This window comes from Sphingobacterium sp. GQ94 (assembly GCF_059758715.1).
Genome location: NZ_JCAXEC010000012.1, coordinates 25416 through 47057, shown reverse-complemented (window position 1 = coordinate 47057; position 21642 = coordinate 25416). Strand labels below are relative to the sequence as shown.

Sequence of the window (21642 nt, the reverse complement as noted above, 5' to 3'; positions counted from 1 at the left end):
ACTTAAACACTATATAATCTTATGCGTAAAAACATTGTAGCAGGAAACTGGAAAATGAATTTAGACTATGAACAAGGGATAAGTTTGTTTTCAGAAATTGTAAACATGGTAAAGGATGAAGTTAGAGAAGATCAACAAGTCATTATTTGTAGCCCATTTATTCACTTGGTTGGGATCTCAAAATTAAGTGCCTCAGCTAATAATGTTGCTGTTGGTGCACAAAATATAAACGAAGCAGAATCTGGAGCCTATACAGGTGAGATTTCTGCCTCCCAGGTTAAATCAACAGGTTCACAATATGTTATCTTAGGACATTCGGAACGTCGTGCCTATTTTAAAGAGAGCGATGAATTGTTGGCTGAAAAAGTCGATGCAGCGCTAAAACATGATTTAAAACCAATCTTTTGTATTGGTGAAACGAAAGACCAACGTGAATCTGGGTTGTTTTTTGATGTGATTAAAAAGCAATTGGAGAAAGGTTTGTTTCATTTAAATGCAGATGCATTTAAAGCAATTGTTTTAGCTTATGAACCAGTTTGGGCTATTGGAACAGGGCTTACTGCAACTCCAGAGCAGGCACAAGAGGTTCATGCTTTTATTCGTCAAACCGTTGCTCAAAAATACGGTCAACAGATTGCAGATGATTGTAGTATTTTATATGGTGGAAGTGCAAACCCATCGAATGCTAAGAGCTTATTCTCTCAAGCTGATATAGATGGCGGTTTGATTGGTGGAGCATCTTTGAAATCACGAGATTTCTTACAGATTATTAACGTTTTTAACGGATAAACCATGAAGTATACGGCAGTTGCTTTTACCTCCTCAAATTTGGAGGAGTGGCAAAAGGATTTGCTAATTGCTGAATTAGGCAACCTCGGTTTTGATACTTTTGAGGATCAAGACCAAGGTTTTACTGCTTATATTCCGGATTCAAATCTTGACCTACAAGCATTGGAAACACTTTTGGCCAATGAAGTAGTTGGGTATGAACTTGACTATCGAATTCAGGAACTGGAAAATCAGAATTGGAACCAGTTATGGGAAAGTAATTTTAGTCCGATTCTAGTACACGATCAATGTTACGTACGTGCAACATTTCATCAAGATAGACCAGAATATCCTTATCAGATCATAATTGATCCAAAAATGTCCTTTGGGACTGGGCATCATCAAACAACTTCAATGATGCTTTCTTTTATTCTAGAGAATGACTTCCAGGAAAAGGAAGTATTAGATATGGGATGTGGAACTGGTATTCTTGCAATTCTAGTATCAAAAAGGGGTGCTAAAAAAATTCTAGCAGTTGATTTTGATCCGATATGTGTGGATAGTGTTGAGGAGAATAAGCTTTTAAATAATACGTTTAATATTGAAAGTAAATTGGGTTCTAAAGAAGTAATTCAAGGTTTACAATTTGATACCATTTTAGCGAACATTAATCGAAATATATTATTAGACCAAATGGACATTTATTACCAATGTCTTAGCTTACAAGGAGAGCTGTACCTTTCAGGATTTTATGAAACTCAAGATTTAGATTTGCTAAAGGAAAAGGCTGATTCCCTTGGCTTACAATTTGTTGATAAAAAAGTGTTGGACACCTGGTGTGCAGCCAAATTTATAAAAGCTAAATAATGCGTATACATTTCATTGCAATAGGTGGTAGCATCATGCATAATTTGGCTATTAATTTAGCTCAACAAGGACATCAAGTCTCAGGATCAGATGATCAAATTGTGGAACCTTCTAAATCCCATCTTCTTCAAGCGGGGTTACTACCAGTAGAACTAGGTTGGTTTCCAGATAGATTGACAGACGATATAGACGCTGTGATCTTAGGTATGCACGCAGGCGAGAATAATGTTGAGGTTGAAAAGGCCAGAAGATTGGGTTTGAAAATTTATTCATTTCCTGAATTTGTTTACGAACAAAGTATAGATAAAACACGGGTAGTTATTGCTGGAACCTATGGTAAAACAACAATCACCAGTATGGTGATGCATGTTTTAAAAAGTTTAGGACGTTCTTTCGATTATTTGGTTGGGGCCCAATTGGAAGGATTTGACAATCTTTTGCAATTGAATCCTGAGAATAAATTAATTATTATTGAAGGGGATGAATATTATGCATCCTCTATCGATAAACAATCAAAATTTTTAAAGTACAAACCTAATATTGCCTTGATTAGCGGTGTTGAATGGGATCATTTCAAAACCGTTATATCGGAAAAAAATTATTACAAACAATTCGAAGATTTCATCAGAACTATTGTACCTAAGGGAACCCTTATCTATAATAAAATGGATGAAAACACAACACATGTTGTCGATCAGACCATGGATATTAAAATCAATCGTCATGGTTATAAACTTCCGGAATATAGCATTAATAAAGGAGTTTCCTACATCCATGTTGGTCAGGAAAAGATTCCATTAAAAATTTTCGGAAAACATAATCTTTCCAACATAGTAGGTGCATTTACAGTGTGTGAATGGTTAGGTATAAAACGAGACGAATTTTATTCAACTATACAGAATTTCAAAAGTTCAATTCGTTATTTAGAATTTGTAGCTAGCCAAAATGGCAGTGTGGTTTATCAAGATTTTGCCCACACACCAAGTAAACTTAAATCAAGTATACACGCTATTAAAGAGCAATTTCCGAATCAAGCGCTTACGACAATTATCGAATTAAACGCGTACGATAGTTTAGATGTGAATTTCATAAACGAATACGCAAATTCCATGAATGAATCTGACATTGCCGCTGTTTTTGTTAATATTTCTCTTATAAAGGAAAAAAATATTGATATAGATAATTTAGTATTAAGATTGACACAGACCTTCAATCACCAATCCTTCCGTGTTATTACCAAACTATCTGAATTAGAGTCTTTTTTGGAATCTTTTAAGTCAACGGGCTATAATTTGCTATTTATGAGTTCAAACAATTACAATGGGGTAAATATGTCTGGCTTTGCAGATAAATTTTTGAGAAATTTTTAACTTTCTTTCTGCAATATTTTGTTATATAGTTTATTTTATTAAATTTGATAACTACTTAATAAATAAATATTTTACATTTTACCCATGAATGCATTAGGAAAAAAAATCAGATTACTTAGACATCAGAAAGGGTGGAGTCAGGAGGATGTAGCCAAAAGGCTCGATATATCCATTCCGGCCTTCTCCAAAATTGAAACAGGAATTACTGATGTCAATTTATCGAGGTTAAATCAAATATCAAAATTATTTGGATTAACTTTAGTGCAATTGTTGTCGACCTCAGACCCTGAGGAAGATAAGCAAATAGAAAATGAAATTAATGAATTGCAGCGACGTCTTCAATCTCGAGAGACAGAGGTTATCGATTTGCAAAAGAAAGTGATTGATCTTTATGAACAATTACACAAGAAGTAATTAAATTAAAATTTATAAAAGCCTCGGAAAATTTTCCGAGGCTTTTTTTATGACAACTGAAGTTAAAAAAATGCGCAAATTTTACTTTGCGCATTGCTATTTCTACTTTTGAATCAAAATTTGAATTTATCCTAAGTAAGATTTTAAAATTTTGCTTCTAGAGGTGTGTCTTAGACGTTGTAGTGCCTTGTCCTTAATTTGACGAACACGTTCTCTAGTTAAACTGAATTTCTCTCCAATCTCCTCTAATGACAATTGATGATTAGAACCTAAACCAAAAAATAATACGATTATTTCTCTTTCTCGCTCTGTAAGAGTCGCAAGAGAACGTCTAATTTCTTCTGATAAAGATTCATCAATAAGAGAGCTATCAGTATCGGGGTCTTTGTTTTCCAAAACATCCAGAAGGGTGTTCTCTTCACCTTGAACAAATGGGGCATCCATAGATACGTGACGACCAGAATTACTTAATGTATCAGAAACCTTATCAACTGTTGTTTCAAGGATATCTGCCAATTCTTCTGGAGACGGTTCACGTTCATACTCTTGTTCCAATCTAGAAAAGGCCTTGCTTATCTTGCTCAAGGAACCCACTTGGTTTAATGGTAAACGGACGATACGAGATTGCTCAGCAATTGCTTGGAGAATAGATTGACGAATCCACCATACCGCATAAGAGATAAATTTAAAACCTTTTGTTTCATCAAAACGCTTGGCTGCTTTAATTAAGCCTAAATTTCCTTCGTTAATCAAGTCACCTAAAGTTAAACCTTGATTCTGGTATTGTTTTGCTACTGAAACAACGAAGCGTAGATTGGTTTTAGTTAATTTCTCTAAAGCTACTTGATCACCTTCACGAATTCTTTGGGCAAGAATTACTTCTTCTTCTGCTGATATTAAGTCTACTTTGCCAATTTCGTGTAAGTATTTGTCTAATGACTGTGATTCACGGTTGGTGATGGATTGTGTAATTTTGAGCTGTCTCATCTAAAATATATAAACCTTTCTATTCTGAAATGTTTGCAAATATAACGAAAATTATCGATTTTTTTCTAATATGATTGTAATTTATTAACTCATAATGAGTACTTTAGCTACGTCCAGTTGACCTACCGCTGACAACAAAAATCATTCCAAAGTTATTAAAGTCATCTTTTAGTTGGATTATTATCATATCTTTCCAATTTCAGTTATATTTTCATTTCTTAATTCCACTAATTCTACTGAAAACAATTTAAGCTGATTATTGTTTTGAAGATATTAGTTACCATAAAATCATTTATTATGCCAATTGTCATCCATCTAGATGAGATAATGTCAAAGAAAAAGATGTCACTCAACGAGCTAAGTGAAAGGGTAGGAATAACATTGTCTAATCTGTCAATCATTAAAAATCAAAAATCAAAGGCAATCCGTTTGAGTACATTAGAGGCACTATGCAGAGTGCTAAAATGTCAGCCTGGTGAACTTATTCAGTACCAAGATCAAGAATAGTAGATTCAAAACGATAACCTCTTAAAAAATCAACCGTTGACATCCTCTTCTTTCCCTCAATTTGAATATTGTTAAGTTTAATATACCCATCAAGCGTTGCTATTTTTAATTCAGTTTTTCCATCACTAAAAAATGTTCCAGCTGGATGTTTATGCATAATTTGCTCTTTTTCGGTTTCATAAACTTTTAAAACCTTCCCATCTAAATAGGTAAATGCAGTAGGATAAGGGCTTAATCCTCTAATAAAGTTATAGATGGTTAAAGAATTGTTTTCCCAATTAATTTTACAATCTTCTTTGAATATTTTTGGAGCGTGTTTTAATGACGAATCAATTGCACTTTGAGGAGTAGGATGGACTTGGTTTTTTGAAATCGCCTGAATCGTTTTTACCAATAAAGCCGAGCCTTTCGCCATTAGTTTGTCATGCAGCACTCCGGCATCATCTGTTTCCTCGATTTTTACTTCTTCCTTTAACAGAATATGACCTGTATCAATTTCGTGTTGGAGTAAAAAAGTAGTAACCCCTGTGATGGTTTCTCCATTTATAATTACGTGATTTATTGGAGCCGCTCCTCGATAATTAGGAAGCAAAGAAGCATGTAAATTTACGGTCCCGTATTTAGGCATACTCCAAACGATTTCTGGTAACATTCTAAATGCAACAACAACTTGAATATCTGCTCGATATGATTGGAGTAAATTTAGAAAATCAGGATCCTTAAGCTTAATAGGTTGTAGCACGGGTATTTGTTTTTCTACTGCAAATTGTTTAACAGCCGATTCATGTAATTTTTGTCCTCTGCCGGCCGGCTTATCTGGACTAGTCACAACTGCTACTACTTCATTGCCCGCTTCAATTATTGCCTTTAAGGAGGCGACAGCGAATTCGGGGGTTCCCATAAATACAATACGCATATATTCTTAAATAATACTTTAGACCTTTTGTCCATCCTCATTGTTGGATGACAATTTTTATTAACTTTGCGAAGTTACAAATTTAATTTAAGCTTGAATTTTCCATATTTCTTAGCGAAGAGAATTACATTATCAGGTCAACGTACCTTTTCCAAACTAATTGTGCGGGTAACAATTGGCGCTTTAACATTGGCTATAATGGCTATTATTATGGCTGTTGCAATCCTTAATGGTTTTAAAGGGGAAATCACTGATAAACAACGTGGTTTTTTCGGAGATATTATTATTCTCAAAAATGACAGGAATGATTCCTACGTAAATTCTCCAATTTCCTTAACTGATACTGAAATAGCTAGAATTAAAGAAAATTCAAATGTAGTTGATGTGTATCCCTTTGCAACCAAGGCCGGAATAATGAATGTGAAAGGTGAGGTAGAAGGAGTTTTATTAAAAGGAATAGACAAAAATTATGACCAAAAGTTTCTTTCCAAAACTATTTTAGAGGGCGAGACAATTGATTTTGAAGACAAAAATGCTGAAAACCAATTATTGATTTCCAGCCTTACCGCTAAAAGGCTTAATCTTGAAGTTGGGGATCAATTCATAATGTATTTTATTCAAGAACCTATTAGAAAGCGAAAATTCATAGTTAAAGGAATCTTTACGACCAATTCTGAGGATTTAGATAAAATATATGTCATCGGATCATTATCCTTGATCCGAAAATTAAATAATCTCCAAGATACGCAGGCCGGAGGCTATGAAATTAGAGTAGCCGATTTCAATACACTTTGGCAAACGACAGATTCTGTAAATCAAGACTTGGAAGTGGATTTATATGCAACGAATGTTGTGGAACAAATGCCTGACATATTTAATTGGCTAAACATGTTAGATATGAACGATAATATCATTTTTGTTTTAATGGTCATCGTAGCGGTAATTAATATGATTTCAGCCTTATTAATTAGTATTTTGGAGCGTTCTTCCATGATTGGATTGTTGAAAGCCCTAGGGATGCAAAATCGCAAAATTAGAAATGTATTCCTTTATAATTCGTTATATCTTATAGGCTACGGGTTGATCTTAGGTAATATATTAGCTATTATCCTTTATCTATTTCAGACAAATACACACTTCTTTGAATTGGATCCAAGTGTTTACTATGTTTCGTTTGTCCCGATGGATATATCCTTTATAACTGTGCTTTGGCTCAACGGATTACTCGTCTTAATAGCGTTGATTACTTTGTTCATTCCATCCATGTTAATCTCTCGTATTTCTCCAATTAAGACCATCCAATTCAAATAAGGAGATTGATAAATTCAACCAATAAAAATAATTAAGTTTATTATTTTACCTATCTTAGGCTAGAAAAACATTAGAACTTTTGAGGGATAATGTATATCAAATAAGACTATATGGATAATAAAATAATAGAACATTTAATTCATGCTTTTGAGGCACCGCTTACTAATCCAGTATTAATTTTTTCATTAGTTTTATTTATTATCCTTCTTTCCCCAATTTTATTACGACCAATCAAAATTCCTGGTATAATTGGTTTAATTATCTCAGGTATGATTATCGGTCCATATGGATTGAACTGGTTAGAGAAGAATTCAGCCGTTGATTTGTTTTCAACAGTTGGTTTATTATATATCATGTTTATTGCTGGGTTAGAGCTTGATATGAATGAGTTCAGGAAGACAAAACATAAAAGTGTGTTGTTTGGATTCTTTACCTTTATAATTCCCATTAGTATTGGTTTTCCTGTTTGTTACTATGTTTTAGAATATAGCATCTTACCAAGTATTTTAATCGCAAGTATGTTTGCTACACATACTTTGGTTTCCTATCCAATCGTGAATCGCTATGGTATTTCTAAGAATGAGGCTGTTGCAATCACTATAGGTGGAACCATATTAACGGATACAGCTGTGCTAATTATCTTAGCGGTGATAAAGGGGGCCTCTCAGGGAAATATTGATAATGAATTTTGGGTCACTCTAGGCGTTTCTTTTGCAATCTTCTTATTTATCATGTTTGGTATTATTCCAAAAATTGCAAAGTGGTTTTTTGCAAAAGTTGAAAGTGAAAAAACAGGACATTATATTTTTGTATTAACAGTCGTGTTTTTTGCCGCTTTTTTGGCAGAGCTTGCTAATTTAGAACCTATCATCGGTGCATTCGTGGCTGGATTGGCTCTTAACAAACTAATTCCACATTCGTCTGCTTTGATGAATCGTATTGAATTTATTGGTAATGCCATTTTTATCCCATTTTTCTTGATATCTGTGGGAATGATTGTTGACATAAGTGTGTTTAGCAATAATACAGGCGGGTTGGTGTTTTATGTTGCAGGGGCATTAACTATGGTTGGAATTGTCGGCAAGTTTTTAGCAGCGACTGCTACCAAATGGGTTTTTAAATATTCTAATAATGAGCGAAACTTAATATTTGGTTTAAGCAATGCGCATGCAGCAGCAACTTTGGCAATTATAATGGTCGGGTATCATAACGGTATTATTGATGAAAATGTGCTAAATGGTACAATTATTTTAATTTTAATTAGCTGCATCATTGCCTCTATTGTTACTGAAAATGCCTCTAAAAAAATCGTTTTGGAAGGTCGTCAGCATGGGCAACATATCGAACATGTAGAAGAAAATGAAGAGTTAATCATGATTCCAATCGCTAATCTGAATAATATGGAGGCAATTTTGGATTTTTCCACCCTTGTCAAGTCTAACAAATCACCACATCCACTCAATATTTTGAGCGTTGTACCAAATGATGAACAAGCTGAAAAGAATTTTCAACTCGCTCGCCAAAATTTGGATAAACTAGCTAGATATGCTGCTGGTTCGGAGACTGAGGTAGATTTAGTTACAAAAGTCGACTTTAATATTCCGAATGGAATTGGTAGAGCATCTAAAGAAACTTTCGCCAATTGTTTAATACTAGGTTGGCCTCAAGCGACGAGTTTTGTCGAAAAAATTGTTGGTGAGAAAACAGAAAGTATCCTAAATCAAACTGATGCAACTTTAATGATGTGTCGTTTGGAGAAACCATTTATCACTGATAAATTGATTAATGTTTCAGTTCCACCTCTTGCTGAGTGGGAAGTTGGTTTCGCTTATTGGATGGAAAAAGTCACAAAACTTGCTCAAGAACTAACCCTGCCAATTTCATTTGTTTGTACAGATCGAAGTAAAAATGCCATCGAGTTAATGTTAACATCACTTAAATCGAGTGTACCTTATTCATTTACGCTCTACGAAGAATGGGATAATATTGCTGGATTAAAATCGTTAAATACCCCAGATTCAATTCAAGTATTTGTTTCAGCAAGAAATGGAGATGTCTCATATAGAGATTCATTGGATGGCCTAGCGAAACGTTTAGGTAAGTTTTTTACGAATCAAAATCTAATTTTGATTTTTCCATCTCGATTAGAAGATCAACATATTGATGAGTATGAAGATATTCAGGCTGCTCCCATATTTCGTAAGATTAGTCGAGAAATTGGCAACATGTTTGGTAAAGAAAAGTAATATTAAAGTTAATTCTTATGATTGATAAAATTACGATTGACTCCTCTGGAGCGCTTCAGGTTCCTAATTCAGTTAGTATTCCATTTATAATCGGAGACGGTATAGGTCCTGATATTTGGAAGGCTTCTGTTCGTGTCTTTGATCATGCCGTTGAAAAAATATACAACGGGGAAAGGAAAATAACTTGGAAAGAGGTATTAGCGGGACAGAAAGCTTTTGATCAAACTGGAGAATGGTTGCCAAATGAAACTTTAGATATATTTAAGGAATATTTGGTTGGTATAAAAGGTCCTTTAACGACTCCAATTGGTGGAGGAATACGTTCATTAAATGTAGCCCTTCGTAAAGAACTAGATCTATATGTTTGTCAAAGGCCTACTAAATGGTATCCAGGAGTTCCTTCTCCAGTAAAAAGTCCTGAAAATGTAGACATGGTTATTTTTCGGGAAAACACAGAAGACATCTATGCTGGTGTTGAGTTTTCTGCTGGATCAGAAGATGCTCAGAAAATTCAGAGTTTTTTGAAAAATGATTTAAATATTGACTATAATTTCAGCAACACAACAGGGGTGGGATTGAAGTTTGTTTCCGAAGAGGGATCTAAAAGATTAATTCGATCCGCTATAGAATTTGCGTTAAAGAATGGCCGTAAGTCAGTTACTTTAGTTCATAAAGGCAATATCATGAAATACACAGAAGGAGCTTTTAAAAATTGGGGATATGAAGTTGCCGAGACAGAATTTGCTAATCAAACTTATACGTGGAATCAATGGGAAATTAGTAAAGAAAAACATGGAATAGACGTTGCAAATGCGGAACAAAATGAAGCGGTAAGTAATGGAAAAATAATTATTAAAGATATTATTGCTGATAATTTTCTCCAACAGATCCTATTAGCTCCTCTAGATTATGATGTTGTTGCGACACTGAATCTAAATGGTGATTATATATCTGATGCGCTTGCAGCTATGGTGGGAGGAATTGGGATTGCCCCAGGTGCTAATATTAATTACAAAACAGGCCATGCTATTTTTGAGGCGACTCATGGTACGGCACCAAGATTTGCAGACACCGATAGTATGAACCCTTCTTCCATTATTCTCTCAGGAGTGATGATGTTGGAGTATATGGGTTGGCAAGAGGCTGCGGATGCAATCGTTAAAGCCGTGTCCAAAACAATTTTAGATAAAACAGTCACAATAGATTTTTATAATTTGATGGAAGATGCAACGTTACTTAAAACCAGTGAATTTGCCGATAAAATAATTGAAAAATTATAGCTGTTACTGTTTACCAGATCTATTTTTATTGATATGAGCAATATAGATATTCCGGATTTTATTCTTAAATCTCAAATTTTAACACCTCAGGAGCTAACTTTGTTTGCTTCAATCGAAGCGTATCCAACTCAAGGGGAAATTGATGCCTTTCAATATGAACATGAAATTCAAGAAATTCTCAATGCCTTCATTGGAGATCATTGTACACGACAATTGCATCAACTAATTAAGGCAAAAGAATTTATCCAATCCGGTGAGCTTAAAAAGGCCTGGATGATAGCATTGATTTAGTGTTCTTTCAGTCGAACAAATAGGAAAATCCAAGGGTAGAAAAAAATCGATTTTCACCTGCAAATATTGCATGTCCTAAGGCTAGGTCTACTTGGAGTGAAGGAATAAGAATAATTAAAACACCTGTATCAATATTATGTTCCTGTTTGAATTCCTTAAAAGTTGAAAAATATTCGATAAATGCTGATAGTTTTTCGTTTGGAGAATAGGCTAGCCCTGAAGAAAGGTTCAAACTCCTAAAATTTTCGGACGATCCAACATTATATCCTAGTGAGAATTTTTCGGAAAGTTCGTTTTCAAAAGCGATCTTAAATTCTGTGGTAATGCTATTATCTTTAAAATAATTGCTTGCTAGTTGTTCAAATGAAGTATAAGCTACAAATGTGATGGCCGGAATTATTTTATTTTGTTCTATTAATTTTTGTTTTATTCCTAATGTTAATGGTTTTAGTCCATTTATTGAATTTTCTTTCCCAATGTCGGCAAGCAAACGGATTTCTGTTGAATTTGTAACTCCAAAACGTAACATGAAATTATTTAGGAAAGTATTTTTTGCCACTGTTATGCCGTTTTCAATTTGAAATTTACTTTTGGTAAGGGTGTAAACACCATCACTTTGGTCAGGACGATCTGTATTAATGCCTTCCGATTGTGCAAAGCAACTTAATGAGACGAAACAGTAATAAATGGCAAATAATAATATCTTAGTCAACGTATTTATTTGGTTAAATTGTAGATAATCAATTTTTTGGCTGCAATTAATTTTCAAATAATAGCCAAGATCCTAAAGCAACGAACAAAATCGATCCAATCAATAATAAAAATGTTTCCTTTTACTTGGGTATATGTCAATTCATTCCAGTTTTAACATATTTTTAAAAATCGGAAATAATAGGTCGGCCAGACTTTTAATGTGGTGATCATGATCACACATGTCGACCCTTTCACTGATTTCGCTTAAAAGTGAATTTCAATCATCTCGTCAAATCAACGTTATTGGTTGTTTATATCAGTGTATTTTTAAAAATTGTTATTTTTCACAAATTTCCTTCAGCTTTTCAAGTGCTTTTGGATAGGTCTGATTCATATAATCTAAAAAATCTTCTGTGGTGTCTACTTCAACAGTAACGGTTGTAGCCCCATTATCTTCCTCAAAGGAGTAATTCTCAAACCCGTTAGCCCATTTTTCTACTTCTGGTCCTTCTGTAATTTCTTCATTAGCTTTTAAGAGACCATAATGTTGAATTGAAACAAAGCGATTAGGAATGTTTTCAACTATTTTGGCGACCATACCTCCCTTTTCTCCCTTTTCATCTACCCCTATAAATAGAATTTTACTTCCTTTTTCCCAATTTCCTTCATAGGTTGAGGTTGGGTTGAATAGGGAAGTCCACTGCTCATAAGTCGATTTATCGTTTATACCAAGCATAAAATCATATATCTTGGTCACAGGTGCATTGATCTTTACATCGAATTGTAATTTTTCCATAATTGATATTTGTTTAAATTTGTCTTTGGGATTTTTATTTGCCGCAATTTTTAGCAATCGTTTAAAAATTTATTCATTAGGTATAACGAAATTAAGATAACAAATGTTTCGCAAAGTCAAATCAACAAGTATATTATTTTAGACTGCGAGAGTATCCATTTGACTACGAAACGGTATTATTTTAATGATGGGAACATCAGAATTTGCCTTTACATTCAGAAAAAAAATATTTTCAAACTCACATCATCTAAAGATTTGATAAAAGTTGCTTCCCAGCTCATAGAAAAACCGATAGATTTTATATTTTAGTTTCGCTAATATAATTGTTAGCGGATATTTAAATAAAAATAGACGATAAATAGACTCTAACTTATGCTAAAACTGAATTACTATTATTTAGGATATATTTTATTGAGTTCAATAGTATCTTGGTTTTTGGCTGTTTCAATAGACCTTAATAAATTAGAACTAGGGGCATTATTTAATATGTTCTTACCTCCAACCGTGGGTTGTTTGACGCTTATTGTTTTTATAATTATTTGTTGGTTATTTAAAAAACGGTCAATCCGTCTTACATTTTTAATTATTTTATGTATGGTAAATATATATTTAGGTGTTATCCTTCATTTTGACCTTACGCTATTCCCTTTAAATTAAAATCATCGCTGTCAGCTAACATCGGTTTAGCGAAATGGCAGGCCAAGTGAAAAATTCAAAATCAGTAGTTTATTGTTGAATAAACTATTATATTTCTTTCTTTTAGCAAATAGCTTATACTTACATTGATTTAAAAATTCAGCATTTGTGATTCGATTGCCCCACCATCGACATGCCCCGGAATGTCATACATGATACTTTTCAAAATTGAAATTGCTACTTTGATAGTATAGGTCGTTAAGATCAAATTTTCTTTTTTATAGCATGTAAGTCTAGGTAATAACTAATTTCCCAAAAGGTACGATTTTGGAATCCTATACTCTAATGCTTAATGTATTAGTTCGTTTACCGGCCCCAGTTCTAGGTGGGACCTGAGTTTTACTAACGAAAAAACCGCCTCTATCAACAATAGAAGCGGTTTTATTCGTACCTAGGGCGGGAATCGAACCCGCACTCCCTTAACGGGAACAGGATTTTAAGTCCTGCGTGTCTACCAGTTCCACCACCTAGGCAACTGAGCGAAAGACGAGATTCGAACTCGCGACCCCAACCTTGGCAAGGTTGTGCTCTACCAACTGAGCTACTTTCGCTTGACGTGTTGCAAATATAGAGAGTTTTAATAAACTTGAAAAATAATTCTTAAACAAATCATGCAATGTGCTTGAAATCATCGTAATAATTTTATCACCAAGGGGTGAATATCGTCTTATTAGTCGTATTTACTGTGAATTTTGCCTATTTTCGTGAAATAAAATAGTTTTTATGCAGATCAAAATTTTTACTCTTATTTTATTATGTTGTTTCTGGAGTTCGGCCAAATCCGAATCTTATCCTGAGGTCATTTTTGATAATAGTTTAGTTAATGGTTCGTATGCTAGAAGTTTTATTGATTATTCGGGAGATAGTTGGGTTGAAAATGTTCATCGAAATTTATTGGTATCTGATACTTTGTTTTTCACTCCAGGTAATGCCTTGTCGCTTCGTTATATATCTAGTGAAAATGGTGATTGGGATGCAATAATTAAATACAGCAGACAGAAATTTCATTATCGTGTTTCTGAGGAAGATGTCTTTAATTTGAAACTTTTCGTCTCAAGTTCAAATACAAGCAAGGATGAACTTCCATCTGTTTCAATTCAACAAGGTTTAAATCAATCGTTAAGTTTGCCTTTGGGAGATTATATTGATGACTTTATAATAAACTCATGGTTAAATATTAAGATTCCTGTTCGAGATTTTGCTGGACTAAATATTAATAATATTATATCGGGGATAATTTTAAGACAAAATCAATCTGGAGACTCAACACACCATGTTTTTTTAGATCAGATTGAGTTCTTGCCACATAAATATGCAAATGCCCCCTTAACTTCTGCGGCTGTGCTTTCAAATGCTTCATCTTTTGGAAATCATATTGATTTACAATGGCAAGTACCATTAACACCAAGTATTCGTTATGTGAAAGTATATAGATCGGAAGACAATAAGAACTTTAAAGCGATTGCAATACGACCAACTTATATGCTTCGTTGTTTAGATTATGTTCCGGATTTAGATAAAAAATATTATTACAAGATTGCTTGGGTAGACTATGAATATCGTGAGTCGCCTTTTTCTGAAGTCAAGGAAGTGGAATCTAGGGCTTTTCAAGAAGATAAACTCATCGATTTTATTCAAAATGCTAACATTAATTATTTTATAGAGAACTATGATGTAAATTCAGGAATGTATATGCCTTTCAGAATGAAAGATAAGGCACCCGTCAGTGTTAAAGAAACTGGAGACGCCCTCTTAGCCTTACTCATAGGTGTTGATAGGGGGATTTTCAGTAAAACTTTATTTATTAACCGAGTAAAACGAATTGTTTCTTTTCTTGATAAGGCACAAAATAATAAAGGATTTTTCCCCCCATATTTTGATGGTAGAAAAGGCGTACCTGAGTACCTGGGGTTACAACCTAAATACGATGTGCTTGCAACCACCTCAATTATTGAAGCCCTGCTAATTGTTCGACAGTACCTGAATGGTGATACGCCGGAAGAATTAAAATTGAGAGGTGATATTACACGAATATGGGAACGTATTGAATGGAACGGAGCTACTTTAATGACCGATTCTTTGACCCTTCGATCTTCGATTGGTATGGTGGATGAGTTTTCATATGTAGAACCATTGGCAGGCATAAATAATGGTCTAAATGCCTATATGCTAGCAATTGCTTCAACGAGATCTAGTATTCCAGCAGCTGCTTTTTCAAATGCATTAACACATAAATATAGTTTAATTAAGACAAATACTTCTACCTCAGAATCATCGAACTTGAAGGATTCTTTACTTATGGATTCTTTATTAATAGATTCAATTGATAACCCGTTAAAGGTTATTGCTCAATCTGATTCGCTGATTAGATTGACAACCATTGCTGATACAGTTATGTATGGAATTAAAGTTCCTTTTGGAAATTTCACGATGAATCTGCTGGATATGTATAAACCCTTTAATACCATTGATCCTAAAATTGCGAAAATTGGGGATTACAATTTAGAGAAGATTGTTTGGGATTATACCCAAGTGGTTAAACGAAGGGACAACGAAATTGGCGTTGGAAACACCAACTCTGATATTTGGGGATTTTACCAACATTACGACACGGTCGGTAATTATCGTATTAATCCTGCAATAGCAATTTCAAGCGTATTTCTGGACAAGGTGAACGCAAAAAAATCATTATTATCAATGTATACTCAATTTGGTAAATTTATGCTTACAGAATATGGGTTTAGATCTTGGATGGACTTAAAAATTGATGATGTTTCGGATGAATACTTAGCAAAAAATCAATCAAGTATAGTAGTTATGTTAGAAAATGCGAGGTCTGGTTTAATTTGGAAGCTCTACCAAGAAATTCCAGAGATTAAAAATGCACAACAAAGAATATTTAGAAAGTAATTTTCTAACGGGAATATCTTATATTTACAGCATAAAAACATTCAGAAAATATGAAGCAAATCAACTTTTTGACCTTTATTTTATTGGGAGTAATAACACTGATTTCATGTAAACAACAATCAATGGTTGTTAATCCGGGAGCTGTAGTGTCCAAGGATGGAACTAACGATGGTTTAAAAAATGTGAAAAGAGAATTTCAGGATGCAAAACAAACTAATGAGGGGATTTTAGTGTCGCTGTCATCCGATTTACTTTTTAGTACAAATTCTTCGTATTTGACAGAGTCTGCCAAAACAGAGCTCAGCAAACTGTCTAAGGTTTTGTTAGGTGATAAATCCAAAGCAAATATCCGTGTAGATGGACACACGGACGCAACGGGTACTGCTGAATACAATCTATGGCTGTCTGAAAAAAGGGCGAAATCGGTTGAGAAATTTTTGGTGGATTCAGGAGTTTCAGAAAGCAGGATTTCTACAAAAGGCTTAGGTCAAAGTAAACCCATCTCTGATAATAAAACAGCAGATGGTCGTCAGAAAAATAGAAGAGTGGAAGTCGTTATTTTAGATTAAGGCTAAAAATATACATTTTATCGCAGGTAGGTTTATTCTTATCTGCGATTTTTTTTTGCCTTTATTTTTAATACTACAGGCGGGTATGTGGTCACAAATTAAGATAAAAATTATGTATTTTTGTTAGTTCATCAGCATAGGAAAAATGTATATAATATTTGATACGGAAACGACGGGATTGCCGAAAAGATGGGATGCACCTATTACAGATACAGATAACTGGCCCAGATGCGTGCAGATAGCTTGGCAACTTCATGATGAAATGGGGAGGTTAATTGAACATCAGGATTATTTAATTAAACCTGATGGATTTAACATTCCATATGATTCGGAAAAAATACATGGCATATCCACTGAATTAGCTATGAATCAGGGGATCGAGTTGATTCAAGTATTAGATAAGTTTAATCAGTCGTTGGCTAAAGCAAAATTTGTTGTTGGACAAAATATTGGATTTGATCTCAATATTATGGGATCAGAATTCTATCGTTATCAAATAGATAGTCCGCTTTCTAAAATGCCAAAGTTGGATACTTGTACAGAAGTTACGGCGGGATTATTAAGATTACCAGGTGGGCGTGGAGGACGATTCAAATTGCCGAATCTTACTGAATTACATAATTATTTATTTGGGGTTCCTTTTTCGGAGGCGCATAATGCGACTGCTGATGTGGAGGCAACAACACGTTGTTTTTTTGAATTAATAAGGAAGGAAGTATTTAGACCAGAAGATCTACAAGTTGATACTGGATATTTTATTGAATTCAAACAAAACAACCCTAATGTAATACAACCGGTTGGATTAGAGCATGTCAATCTTAAGGCTGCGTCTGATTTGTTGCGTTCAAATGTTAAAACTTCGGATGCAGATAAATATGTTGTAGATGCGCAAACCTTAGCGGATTTTCAAAAATCCGCATTTGCCCATTTGCATAACCACACTCAATTTTCTGTGCTTCAATCAACTATTTCTATTGATGCTTTAGTCAAAGTAACAGCACAATATAATATGCCTGCAGTTGCAATGACCGATCATGGTAATATGATGGGTGCATTTCATTTTGTAAGCAAAGTGTTGCAACATAATAAAGAAATTGAAGCGAAAAAAGCTGAAGCTATGGCTGTGGGAGAGTCATTTGATGGTCAAACGATAAAACCAATTGTAGGTTGCGAATTTTATGTTTGTGAGGATCGTAAAGATAAATCTAGGAAAGACAATGGCTATCAGATCGTATTTTTAGCAAAAGATAAAGAAGGATATCATAATTTAGCGAAAATGGCCTCTGTAGCCTATACTGAAGGCTTTTATTATGTCCCTAGGATAGATAAGTCTGTCGTTGAAAAATACAAGAAGGGTTTAATTGTTCTTTCTGGCAATTTAAATGGAGAGGTTCCCAGTAAAGTTCTTAATATTGGGGAAACTCAAGCCGAAGATGCATTGATTTGGTGGAAAGATCAATTTGCCGATGATTTCTACATTGAAGTGATGAGACATGGTCAAGAAGAGGAAGATCGGGTCAACCAAACCATCGTTCAATTGGCCAAAAAACATAATGTGAAACTTATTGCTAGCAATAACACGTATTATGTTAATAAAGCAGATGCTCATGCCCATGATATTTTGTTGTGTGTGAAAGATGGAGAGAAATTGACTACCCCTAAAGGAAGGGGACGTGGTTTCAGATTCGGTTTGCCAAATCAAGAATACTATTTTAAATCAACTGATGAAATGAAGAAGGCATTTTCTGACCTTCCACATGCAATCATTAACATTCAAGAGATATTAGATAAAATTGAAACTTATTCCCTCAACAGAGATGTTCTTCTTCCTAAGTTTGAAATTCCTGAAGAGTTTCTTGACTCCAGTGATCTAAATGACGGAGGAAAAAGAGGCGAGAATGCTTATTTAAAGCATTTGACTTACGTTGGTGCAAAAAAGAGGTATGGAGATTTATCGGAGTCGATAATCGAACGTCTGGACTTTGAACTTGCTACAATAGAAAAAACGGGATACCCGGGTTATTTCTTAATCGTGCAAGATTTTATTTCTGCGGCTCGGAATATGGGAGTATCTGTTGGACCCGGGAGGGGATCAGCCGCAGGTTCGGCAGTGGCTTATTGTTTAGGAATTACAAATATAGACCCAATTTTATATGACTTACTTTTTGAACGTTTTTTGAATCCTGACAGAGTTTCAATGCCCGATATTGATATTGATTTTGATGATGAAGGGAGGGGACGAGTTATGCAATATGTAATTGATAAATATGGTGCATCTCAGGTTGCCCAAATCATCACCTATGGGACCATGGCCGCCAAATCTTCTATAAAAGATACAGCTCGCGTGCTTGATTTACCACTAGCTGATGCAAATGAGATCGCAAAATTAATTCCAAACTTGAAACTTAATAAAATTTTCAATTTAGAAGATAAAGCACTAAAAGAGGTCCTTAGGTCGGATGAGTTAGAAGGTGTAAATAAATTAAAGGCGCTTGCAGACGGAGCAGGAATTGAGGCTGAAACCATAAAACAAGCAAGGGTACTAGAGGGTTCGATGAGAAATACAGGTATACATGCTTGTGGAGTTATCATCACTCCTGACGATATCACCAATTTTGTTCCGGTTTCTTTGGCTAAAGATTCTGATTTGTATGTTACTCAGTTTGACAACTCAGTGGTTGAGAGTGCTGGCCTTTTAAAAATGGACTTTTTAGGCTTAAAAACGCTGACTCTTATAAAGGATACAGTTACCAATGTTAAATTAAGTCACAACATTGAATTAGATCCTGATAATTTTCCGATTGATGATGTGAAAACCTATGAGCTTTTCCAGCGTGGAGAAACAGTGGGAATTTTTCAATATGAATCGCCAGGAATGCAAAAATACATGAAGGAGTTGAAACCTACTGTATTTGCCGATTTAATTGCTATGAATGCGCTGTATCGACCCGGCCCAATGGAATACATTCCTTTATTCGTAAAAAGAAAACATGGTATAGAACCTATAAGTTATGATTTAGATGCATGTGAAGAGTATTTAAGTGAAACTTACGGGATTACTGTCTATCAGGAACAAGTAATGCTTTTATCCCAGAAATTAGCTGGGTTTTCAAAAGGTGATGCAGACGTACTTCGAAAAGCGATGGGTAAGAAGCAGAAAGCTGTTTTGGATAAAATGAAACCAAAGTTTATTTCACAAGCGGAAGCTCTTGGGCATAAAGCAAAGACTTTAGAGAAAATATGGACCGATTGGGAAGCTTTTGCTAGTTATGCATTTAATAAATCCCACTCAACTTGTTATGCTTGGATAGCGTATCAGACTGCCTACTTAAAAGCACATTTTCCAGCTGAATATATGGCCGCGGTTTTATCCAATAATATGAATGATATTAAACAGGTAACTTTTTTTATGGAAGAGTGCCGCAGGATGGGTTTAAGCGTTCTAGGACCAGATGTAAATGAGTCACACTATAAGTTTACGGTGAATGAAATTGGCGCAATCCGCTTCGGAATGGGTGCTGTTAAGGGGGTTGGCGCAGGGGCGGTTGATACAATTGTTAAAAATAGACAAGGAGGGATGTATAAATCTATATTTGATTTAGTCAAACGATTAGATTTAAGGATGATTAATAAAAAAGCCCTAGAGAGCTTAGCACATGCAGGTGGTTTTGATTCTTTTACAGATACCCATAGGGCCCAATATTTTATTGCTGATGGTGAATCCACATCTGGGATCGAAAAGGCCATTAAATTTGCACATAAATTCAAAGAAAATGAAAATTCCGCCCAGGCCAGTTTATTCGGAATAGGAGGTGGTACAGAACTTCCAGAACCTGTTTTGGCGCCATGCGCAGCCTGGGGACTAATTGAAAAATTGAAGTACGAGAAGGATGTGATTGGAATTTATCTAACTAGTCATCCTTTAGATAATTATAAATTTGAATTAAGACATTTTTGTCCCAATAATGTCCCTGATTTACTCATGATAAATAAAGTTAAATCAGCAGAAGTGGATCAAGAAACACTTTTAGAGTTTAACAGAATTAAGAATAAAGAAGTGGTCGTTGGCGGAATTATTGCGGCTGCAAATCATCGCGTTGCTAAATCAGGTAAACCTTTTGGTTCATTTGTCATAGAGGATTATGCAGATTCTTATGAAGTTATGGTATTTGGAGAAGATTATGTAAAATTCAAAGGATACCTTCAAGAAGGATATTTTGTTCAAATTCGAGGGTTGGTTCAAGAGCGCTTTAAACAAATTGGGAATTGGGGATTTGAATTGAAAAATATTCAACTTCTTTCCGAATTAAGAGAAAAAATGGTAAAAACATTTACCATTCAATTTCCACTTCATATTTTAACAAATGAATTTATGAGTTCCTTAATTGAAATTATTGATCATTCAAAAATTGAAGGTCAGGAGGCTAATTGTCAATTGAAATTCAAAATTATCGATTTACAAGATGAACTTTCCATTGAAATGCCTGTCAAAAAAAGGAAAATTAGCGTAACTAACGAGCTTTTAGATAAATTGGAGTCTATGCAAGAAGTGAATTATAGATTAAATTGATAAGGCATAGAAAATTATTAGTTTGATTTAAATAGCTTTCGAGGAGTAATGATTATATTTGTAAGTATATAGTTGAAAATCATTAAACATTATTAATATGGCAATAGAAATTACAGATAGCAACTTTGATGAGGTTGTTTTAAAATCAGATAAACCAGTACTTATTGATTTTTGGGCTGAATGGTGTGGTCCATGTCGTATGGTAGGTCCTTTGGTAGATGAAATTGCTACAGAATATGAAGGAAAAGCCTTAGTCGGAAAAGTAAATGTTGACAACAATCCTGATATCTCTGTACGTTTTGGTATTCGTAATATCCCAGCTCTGTTGTTCTTCAAAAATGGAGAAATAGTAGACAAACAAATTGGTGCTGTTCCGAAATCTGTTTTAACTGAAAAATTAGAAAAACAATTTTAATACCTAATCTAGGTATTAGGAAAATATTAGCCGCCC

General features: G+C 34.4%; 17 protein-coding genes and 2 tRNA genes. 13 read left to right on the top strand and 6 right to left on the bottom strand.

Translation table 11 applies throughout. From position 1 onward, the window contains the following. The first annotated feature begins 21 nt into the window (after positions 1-21). The 4 genes from tpiA to AC6CHH_RS11700 all read left to right on the top strand — a co-directional run bounded on the left by tpiA (position 22) and on the right by AC6CHH_RS11700 (position 3419). Entirely contained in the window at positions 22-789 is a 768-nt protein-coding gene (gene tpiA / locus AC6CHH_RS11715) for a triose-phosphate isomerase (protein ID WP_498283033.1), read from the top strand. A gap of 3 nt (positions 790-792) precedes the next feature. Further along, positions 793-1635, top strand: a complete 843-nt coding sequence (gene prmA / locus AC6CHH_RS11710; RefSeq protein WP_498283031.1) for a 50S ribosomal protein L11 methyltransferase — start codon at positions 793-795, stop codon at positions 1633-1635. Further along, positions 1635-3005 carry a UDP-N-acetylmuramate--L-alanine ligase gene (locus AC6CHH_RS11705; protein ID WP_498283029.1) on the top strand — a complete coding sequence of 457 codons (1371 nt, stop codon included), beginning with the start codon at positions 1635-1637 and terminating at the stop codon, positions 3003-3005. The genes prmA and AC6CHH_RS11705 overlap by 1 nt, the downstream gene beginning before the upstream one ends. An 84-nt stretch (positions 3006-3089) precedes the next feature. Further along, on the top strand, positions 3090-3419 hold the full coding sequence (locus AC6CHH_RS11700; protein ID WP_498283027.1) for a helix-turn-helix domain-containing protein: 330 nt from the start codon (positions 3090-3092) through the stop codon (positions 3417-3419). Between the two features lie 126 nt (positions 3420-3545). On the opposite strand, the gene AC6CHH_RS11695 is transcribed toward AC6CHH_RS11700, so the two are convergent. Beyond that, entirely contained in the window at positions 3546-4406 is an 861-nt protein-coding gene (locus AC6CHH_RS11695; RefSeq protein WP_498283025.1) for a sigma-70 family RNA polymerase sigma factor, read from the bottom strand. A 297-nt stretch (positions 4407-4703) separates the two neighbouring features. Between AC6CHH_RS11695 and AC6CHH_RS11690 the strand changes: the two genes are divergently transcribed. Next, on the top strand, positions 4704-4913 hold the full coding sequence (locus tag AC6CHH_RS11690; RefSeq protein ID WP_498283023.1) for a helix-turn-helix domain-containing protein: 210 nt from the start codon (positions 4704-4706) through the stop codon (positions 4911-4913). Here the strand turns inward: AC6CHH_RS11690 and fmt are convergent. Continuing rightward, the gene (fmt, locus tag AC6CHH_RS11685) at positions 4888-5829 is read right to left on the bottom strand and encodes a methionyl-tRNA formyltransferase (protein ID WP_498283021.1); all 942 of its coding nucleotides are present in this window, start codon (positions 5827-5829) and stop codon (positions 4888-4890) included. The genes AC6CHH_RS11690 and fmt overlap by 26 nt on opposite strands. Before the next feature lie 93 nt (positions 5830-5922). Here fmt and AC6CHH_RS11680 point away from each other — a divergent pair, with 93 nt between their 5' ends. The 4 genes from AC6CHH_RS11680 to AC6CHH_RS11665 all read left to right on the top strand — a co-directional run bounded on the left by AC6CHH_RS11680 (position 5923) and on the right by AC6CHH_RS11665 (position 10957). After that, positions 5923-7140 carry an ABC transporter permease gene (locus AC6CHH_RS11680; protein WP_498283019.1) on the top strand — a complete coding sequence of 406 codons (1218 nt, stop codon included), beginning with the start codon at positions 5923-5925 and terminating at the stop codon, positions 7138-7140. A gap of 110 nt (positions 7141-7250) precedes the next feature. Further along, complete coding sequence (locus tag AC6CHH_RS11675) at positions 7251-9386, top strand: cation:proton antiporter (RefSeq protein ID WP_498283017.1); 2136 nt, start codon at positions 7251-7253, stop codon at positions 9384-9386. 17 nt (positions 9387-9403) lie between these two features. Further along, positions 9404-10666: an NADP-dependent isocitrate dehydrogenase gene (gene icd / locus AC6CHH_RS11670; RefSeq protein WP_498283015.1), complete on the top strand. Its 1263-nt coding sequence runs from the start codon at positions 9404-9406 to the stop codon at positions 10664-10666. A gap of 33 nt (positions 10667-10699) precedes the next feature. Beyond that, a complete protein-coding gene (locus AC6CHH_RS11665; RefSeq protein ID WP_498283013.1) occupies positions 10700-10957 on the top strand; it encodes a hypothetical protein in 258 nt (85 codons plus the stop codon). A gap of 7 nt (positions 10958-10964) precedes the next feature. Here AC6CHH_RS11665 and AC6CHH_RS11660 read toward each other — a convergent pair whose 3' ends face one another. From AC6CHH_RS11660 to AC6CHH_RS11645, 4 genes are all read right to left on the bottom strand, one after another. Continuing rightward, the gene (locus AC6CHH_RS11660; protein ID WP_498283011.1) at positions 10965-11669 is read right to left on the bottom strand and encodes a transporter; all 705 of its coding nucleotides are present in this window, start codon (positions 11667-11669) and stop codon (positions 10965-10967) included. 318 nt (positions 11670-11987) lie between these two features. Continuing rightward, entirely contained in the window at positions 11988-12446 is a 459-nt protein-coding gene (locus tag AC6CHH_RS11655; protein ID WP_498283009.1) for an SRPBCC family protein, read from the bottom strand. A gap of 1084 nt (positions 12447-13530) precedes the next feature. Continuing rightward, positions 13531-13615, bottom strand: a tRNA-Leu gene (locus AC6CHH_RS11650). Positions 13616-13620: 5 nt separating this feature from the next. Beyond that, positions 13621-13693: transfer RNA gene (locus tag AC6CHH_RS11645), tRNA-Gly, on the bottom strand. A 172-nt stretch (positions 13694-13865) separates the two neighbouring features. On the opposite strand from AC6CHH_RS11645, the gene AC6CHH_RS11640 reads away from it, so the two are divergent. The 4 genes from AC6CHH_RS11640 to trxA all read left to right on the top strand — a co-directional run bounded on the left by AC6CHH_RS11640 (position 13866) and on the right by trxA (position 21606). Beyond that, entirely contained in the window at positions 13866-16052 is a 2187-nt protein-coding gene (locus AC6CHH_RS11640) for a glucoamylase family protein (protein ID WP_498283007.1), read from the top strand. A gap of 50 nt (positions 16053-16102) precedes the next feature. Beyond that, the gene (locus AC6CHH_RS11635) at positions 16103-16621 is read left to right on the top strand and encodes an OmpA family protein (RefSeq protein ID WP_498283005.1); all 519 of its coding nucleotides are present in this window, start codon (positions 16103-16105) and stop codon (positions 16619-16621) included. A 145-nt stretch (positions 16622-16766) separates the two neighbouring features. Next, positions 16767-21191, top strand: coding sequence for a DNA polymerase III subunit alpha (gene dnaE, locus AC6CHH_RS11630; protein ID WP_498283003.1), 4425 nt, complete (start codon positions 16767-16769; stop codon positions 21189-21191). 97 nt (positions 21192-21288) lie between these two features. Next, entirely contained in the window at positions 21289-21606 is a 318-nt protein-coding gene (gene trxA, locus AC6CHH_RS11625; protein ID WP_498283001.1) for a thioredoxin, read from the top strand. The last annotated feature ends 36 nt before the right edge of the window (positions 21607-21642 follow it).

Excerpts from the sequence above, each read along its gene's own strand:
- tpiA (WP_498283033.1), top strand. The coding sequence starts at position 22 with ATGCGTAAAAACATTGTAGCAGGAAACTGGAAAATGAATTTAGACTAT.
- AC6CHH_RS11700 (WP_498283027.1), top strand. The coding sequence starts at position 3,090 with ATGAATGCATTAGGAAAAAAAATCAGATTACTTAGACATCAGAAAGGG.
- dnaE (WP_498283003.1), top strand. The coding sequence starts at position 16,767 with ATGTATATAATATTTGATACGGAAACGACGGGATTGCCGAAAAGATGG.
- trxA (WP_498283001.1), top strand. The coding sequence starts at position 21,289 with ATGGCAATAGAAATTACAGATAGCAACTTTGATGAGGTTGTTTTAAAA.
- icd (WP_498283015.1), top strand. The coding sequence starts at position 9,404 with ATGATTGATAAAATTACGATTGACTCCTCTGGAGCGCTTCAGGTTCCT.
- fmt (WP_498283021.1), bottom strand. The coding sequence starts at position 5,829 with ATGCGTATTGTATTTATGGGAACCCCCGAATTCGCTGTCGCCTCCTTA.
- AC6CHH_RS11695 (WP_498283025.1), bottom strand. The coding sequence starts at position 4,406 with ATGAGACAGCTCAAAATTACACAATCCATCACCAACCGTGAATCACAG.
- AC6CHH_RS11665 (WP_498283013.1), top strand. The coding sequence starts at position 10,700 with ATGAGCAATATAGATATTCCGGATTTTATTCTTAAATCTCAAATTTTA.
- AC6CHH_RS11690 (WP_498283023.1), top strand. The coding sequence starts at position 4,704 with ATGCCAATTGTCATCCATCTAGATGAGATAATGTCAAAGAAAAAGATG.
- AC6CHH_RS11705 (WP_498283029.1), top strand. The coding sequence starts at position 1,635 with ATGCGTATACATTTCATTGCAATAGGTGGTAGCATCATGCATAATTTG.
- AC6CHH_RS11635 (WP_498283005.1), top strand. The coding sequence starts at position 16,103 with ATGAAGCAAATCAACTTTTTGACCTTTATTTTATTGGGAGTAATAACA.
- AC6CHH_RS11675 (WP_498283017.1), top strand. The coding sequence starts at position 7,251 with ATGGATAATAAAATAATAGAACATTTAATTCATGCTTTTGAGGCACCG.
- AC6CHH_RS11640 (WP_498283007.1), top strand. The coding sequence starts at position 13,866 with ATGCAGATCAAAATTTTTACTCTTATTTTATTATGTTGTTTCTGGAGT.
- prmA (WP_498283031.1), top strand. The coding sequence starts at position 793 with ATGAAGTATACGGCAGTTGCTTTTACCTCCTCAAATTTGGAGGAGTGG.
- AC6CHH_RS11655 (WP_498283009.1), bottom strand. The coding sequence starts at position 12,446 with ATGGAAAAATTACAATTCGATGTAAAGATCAATGCACCTGTGACCAAG.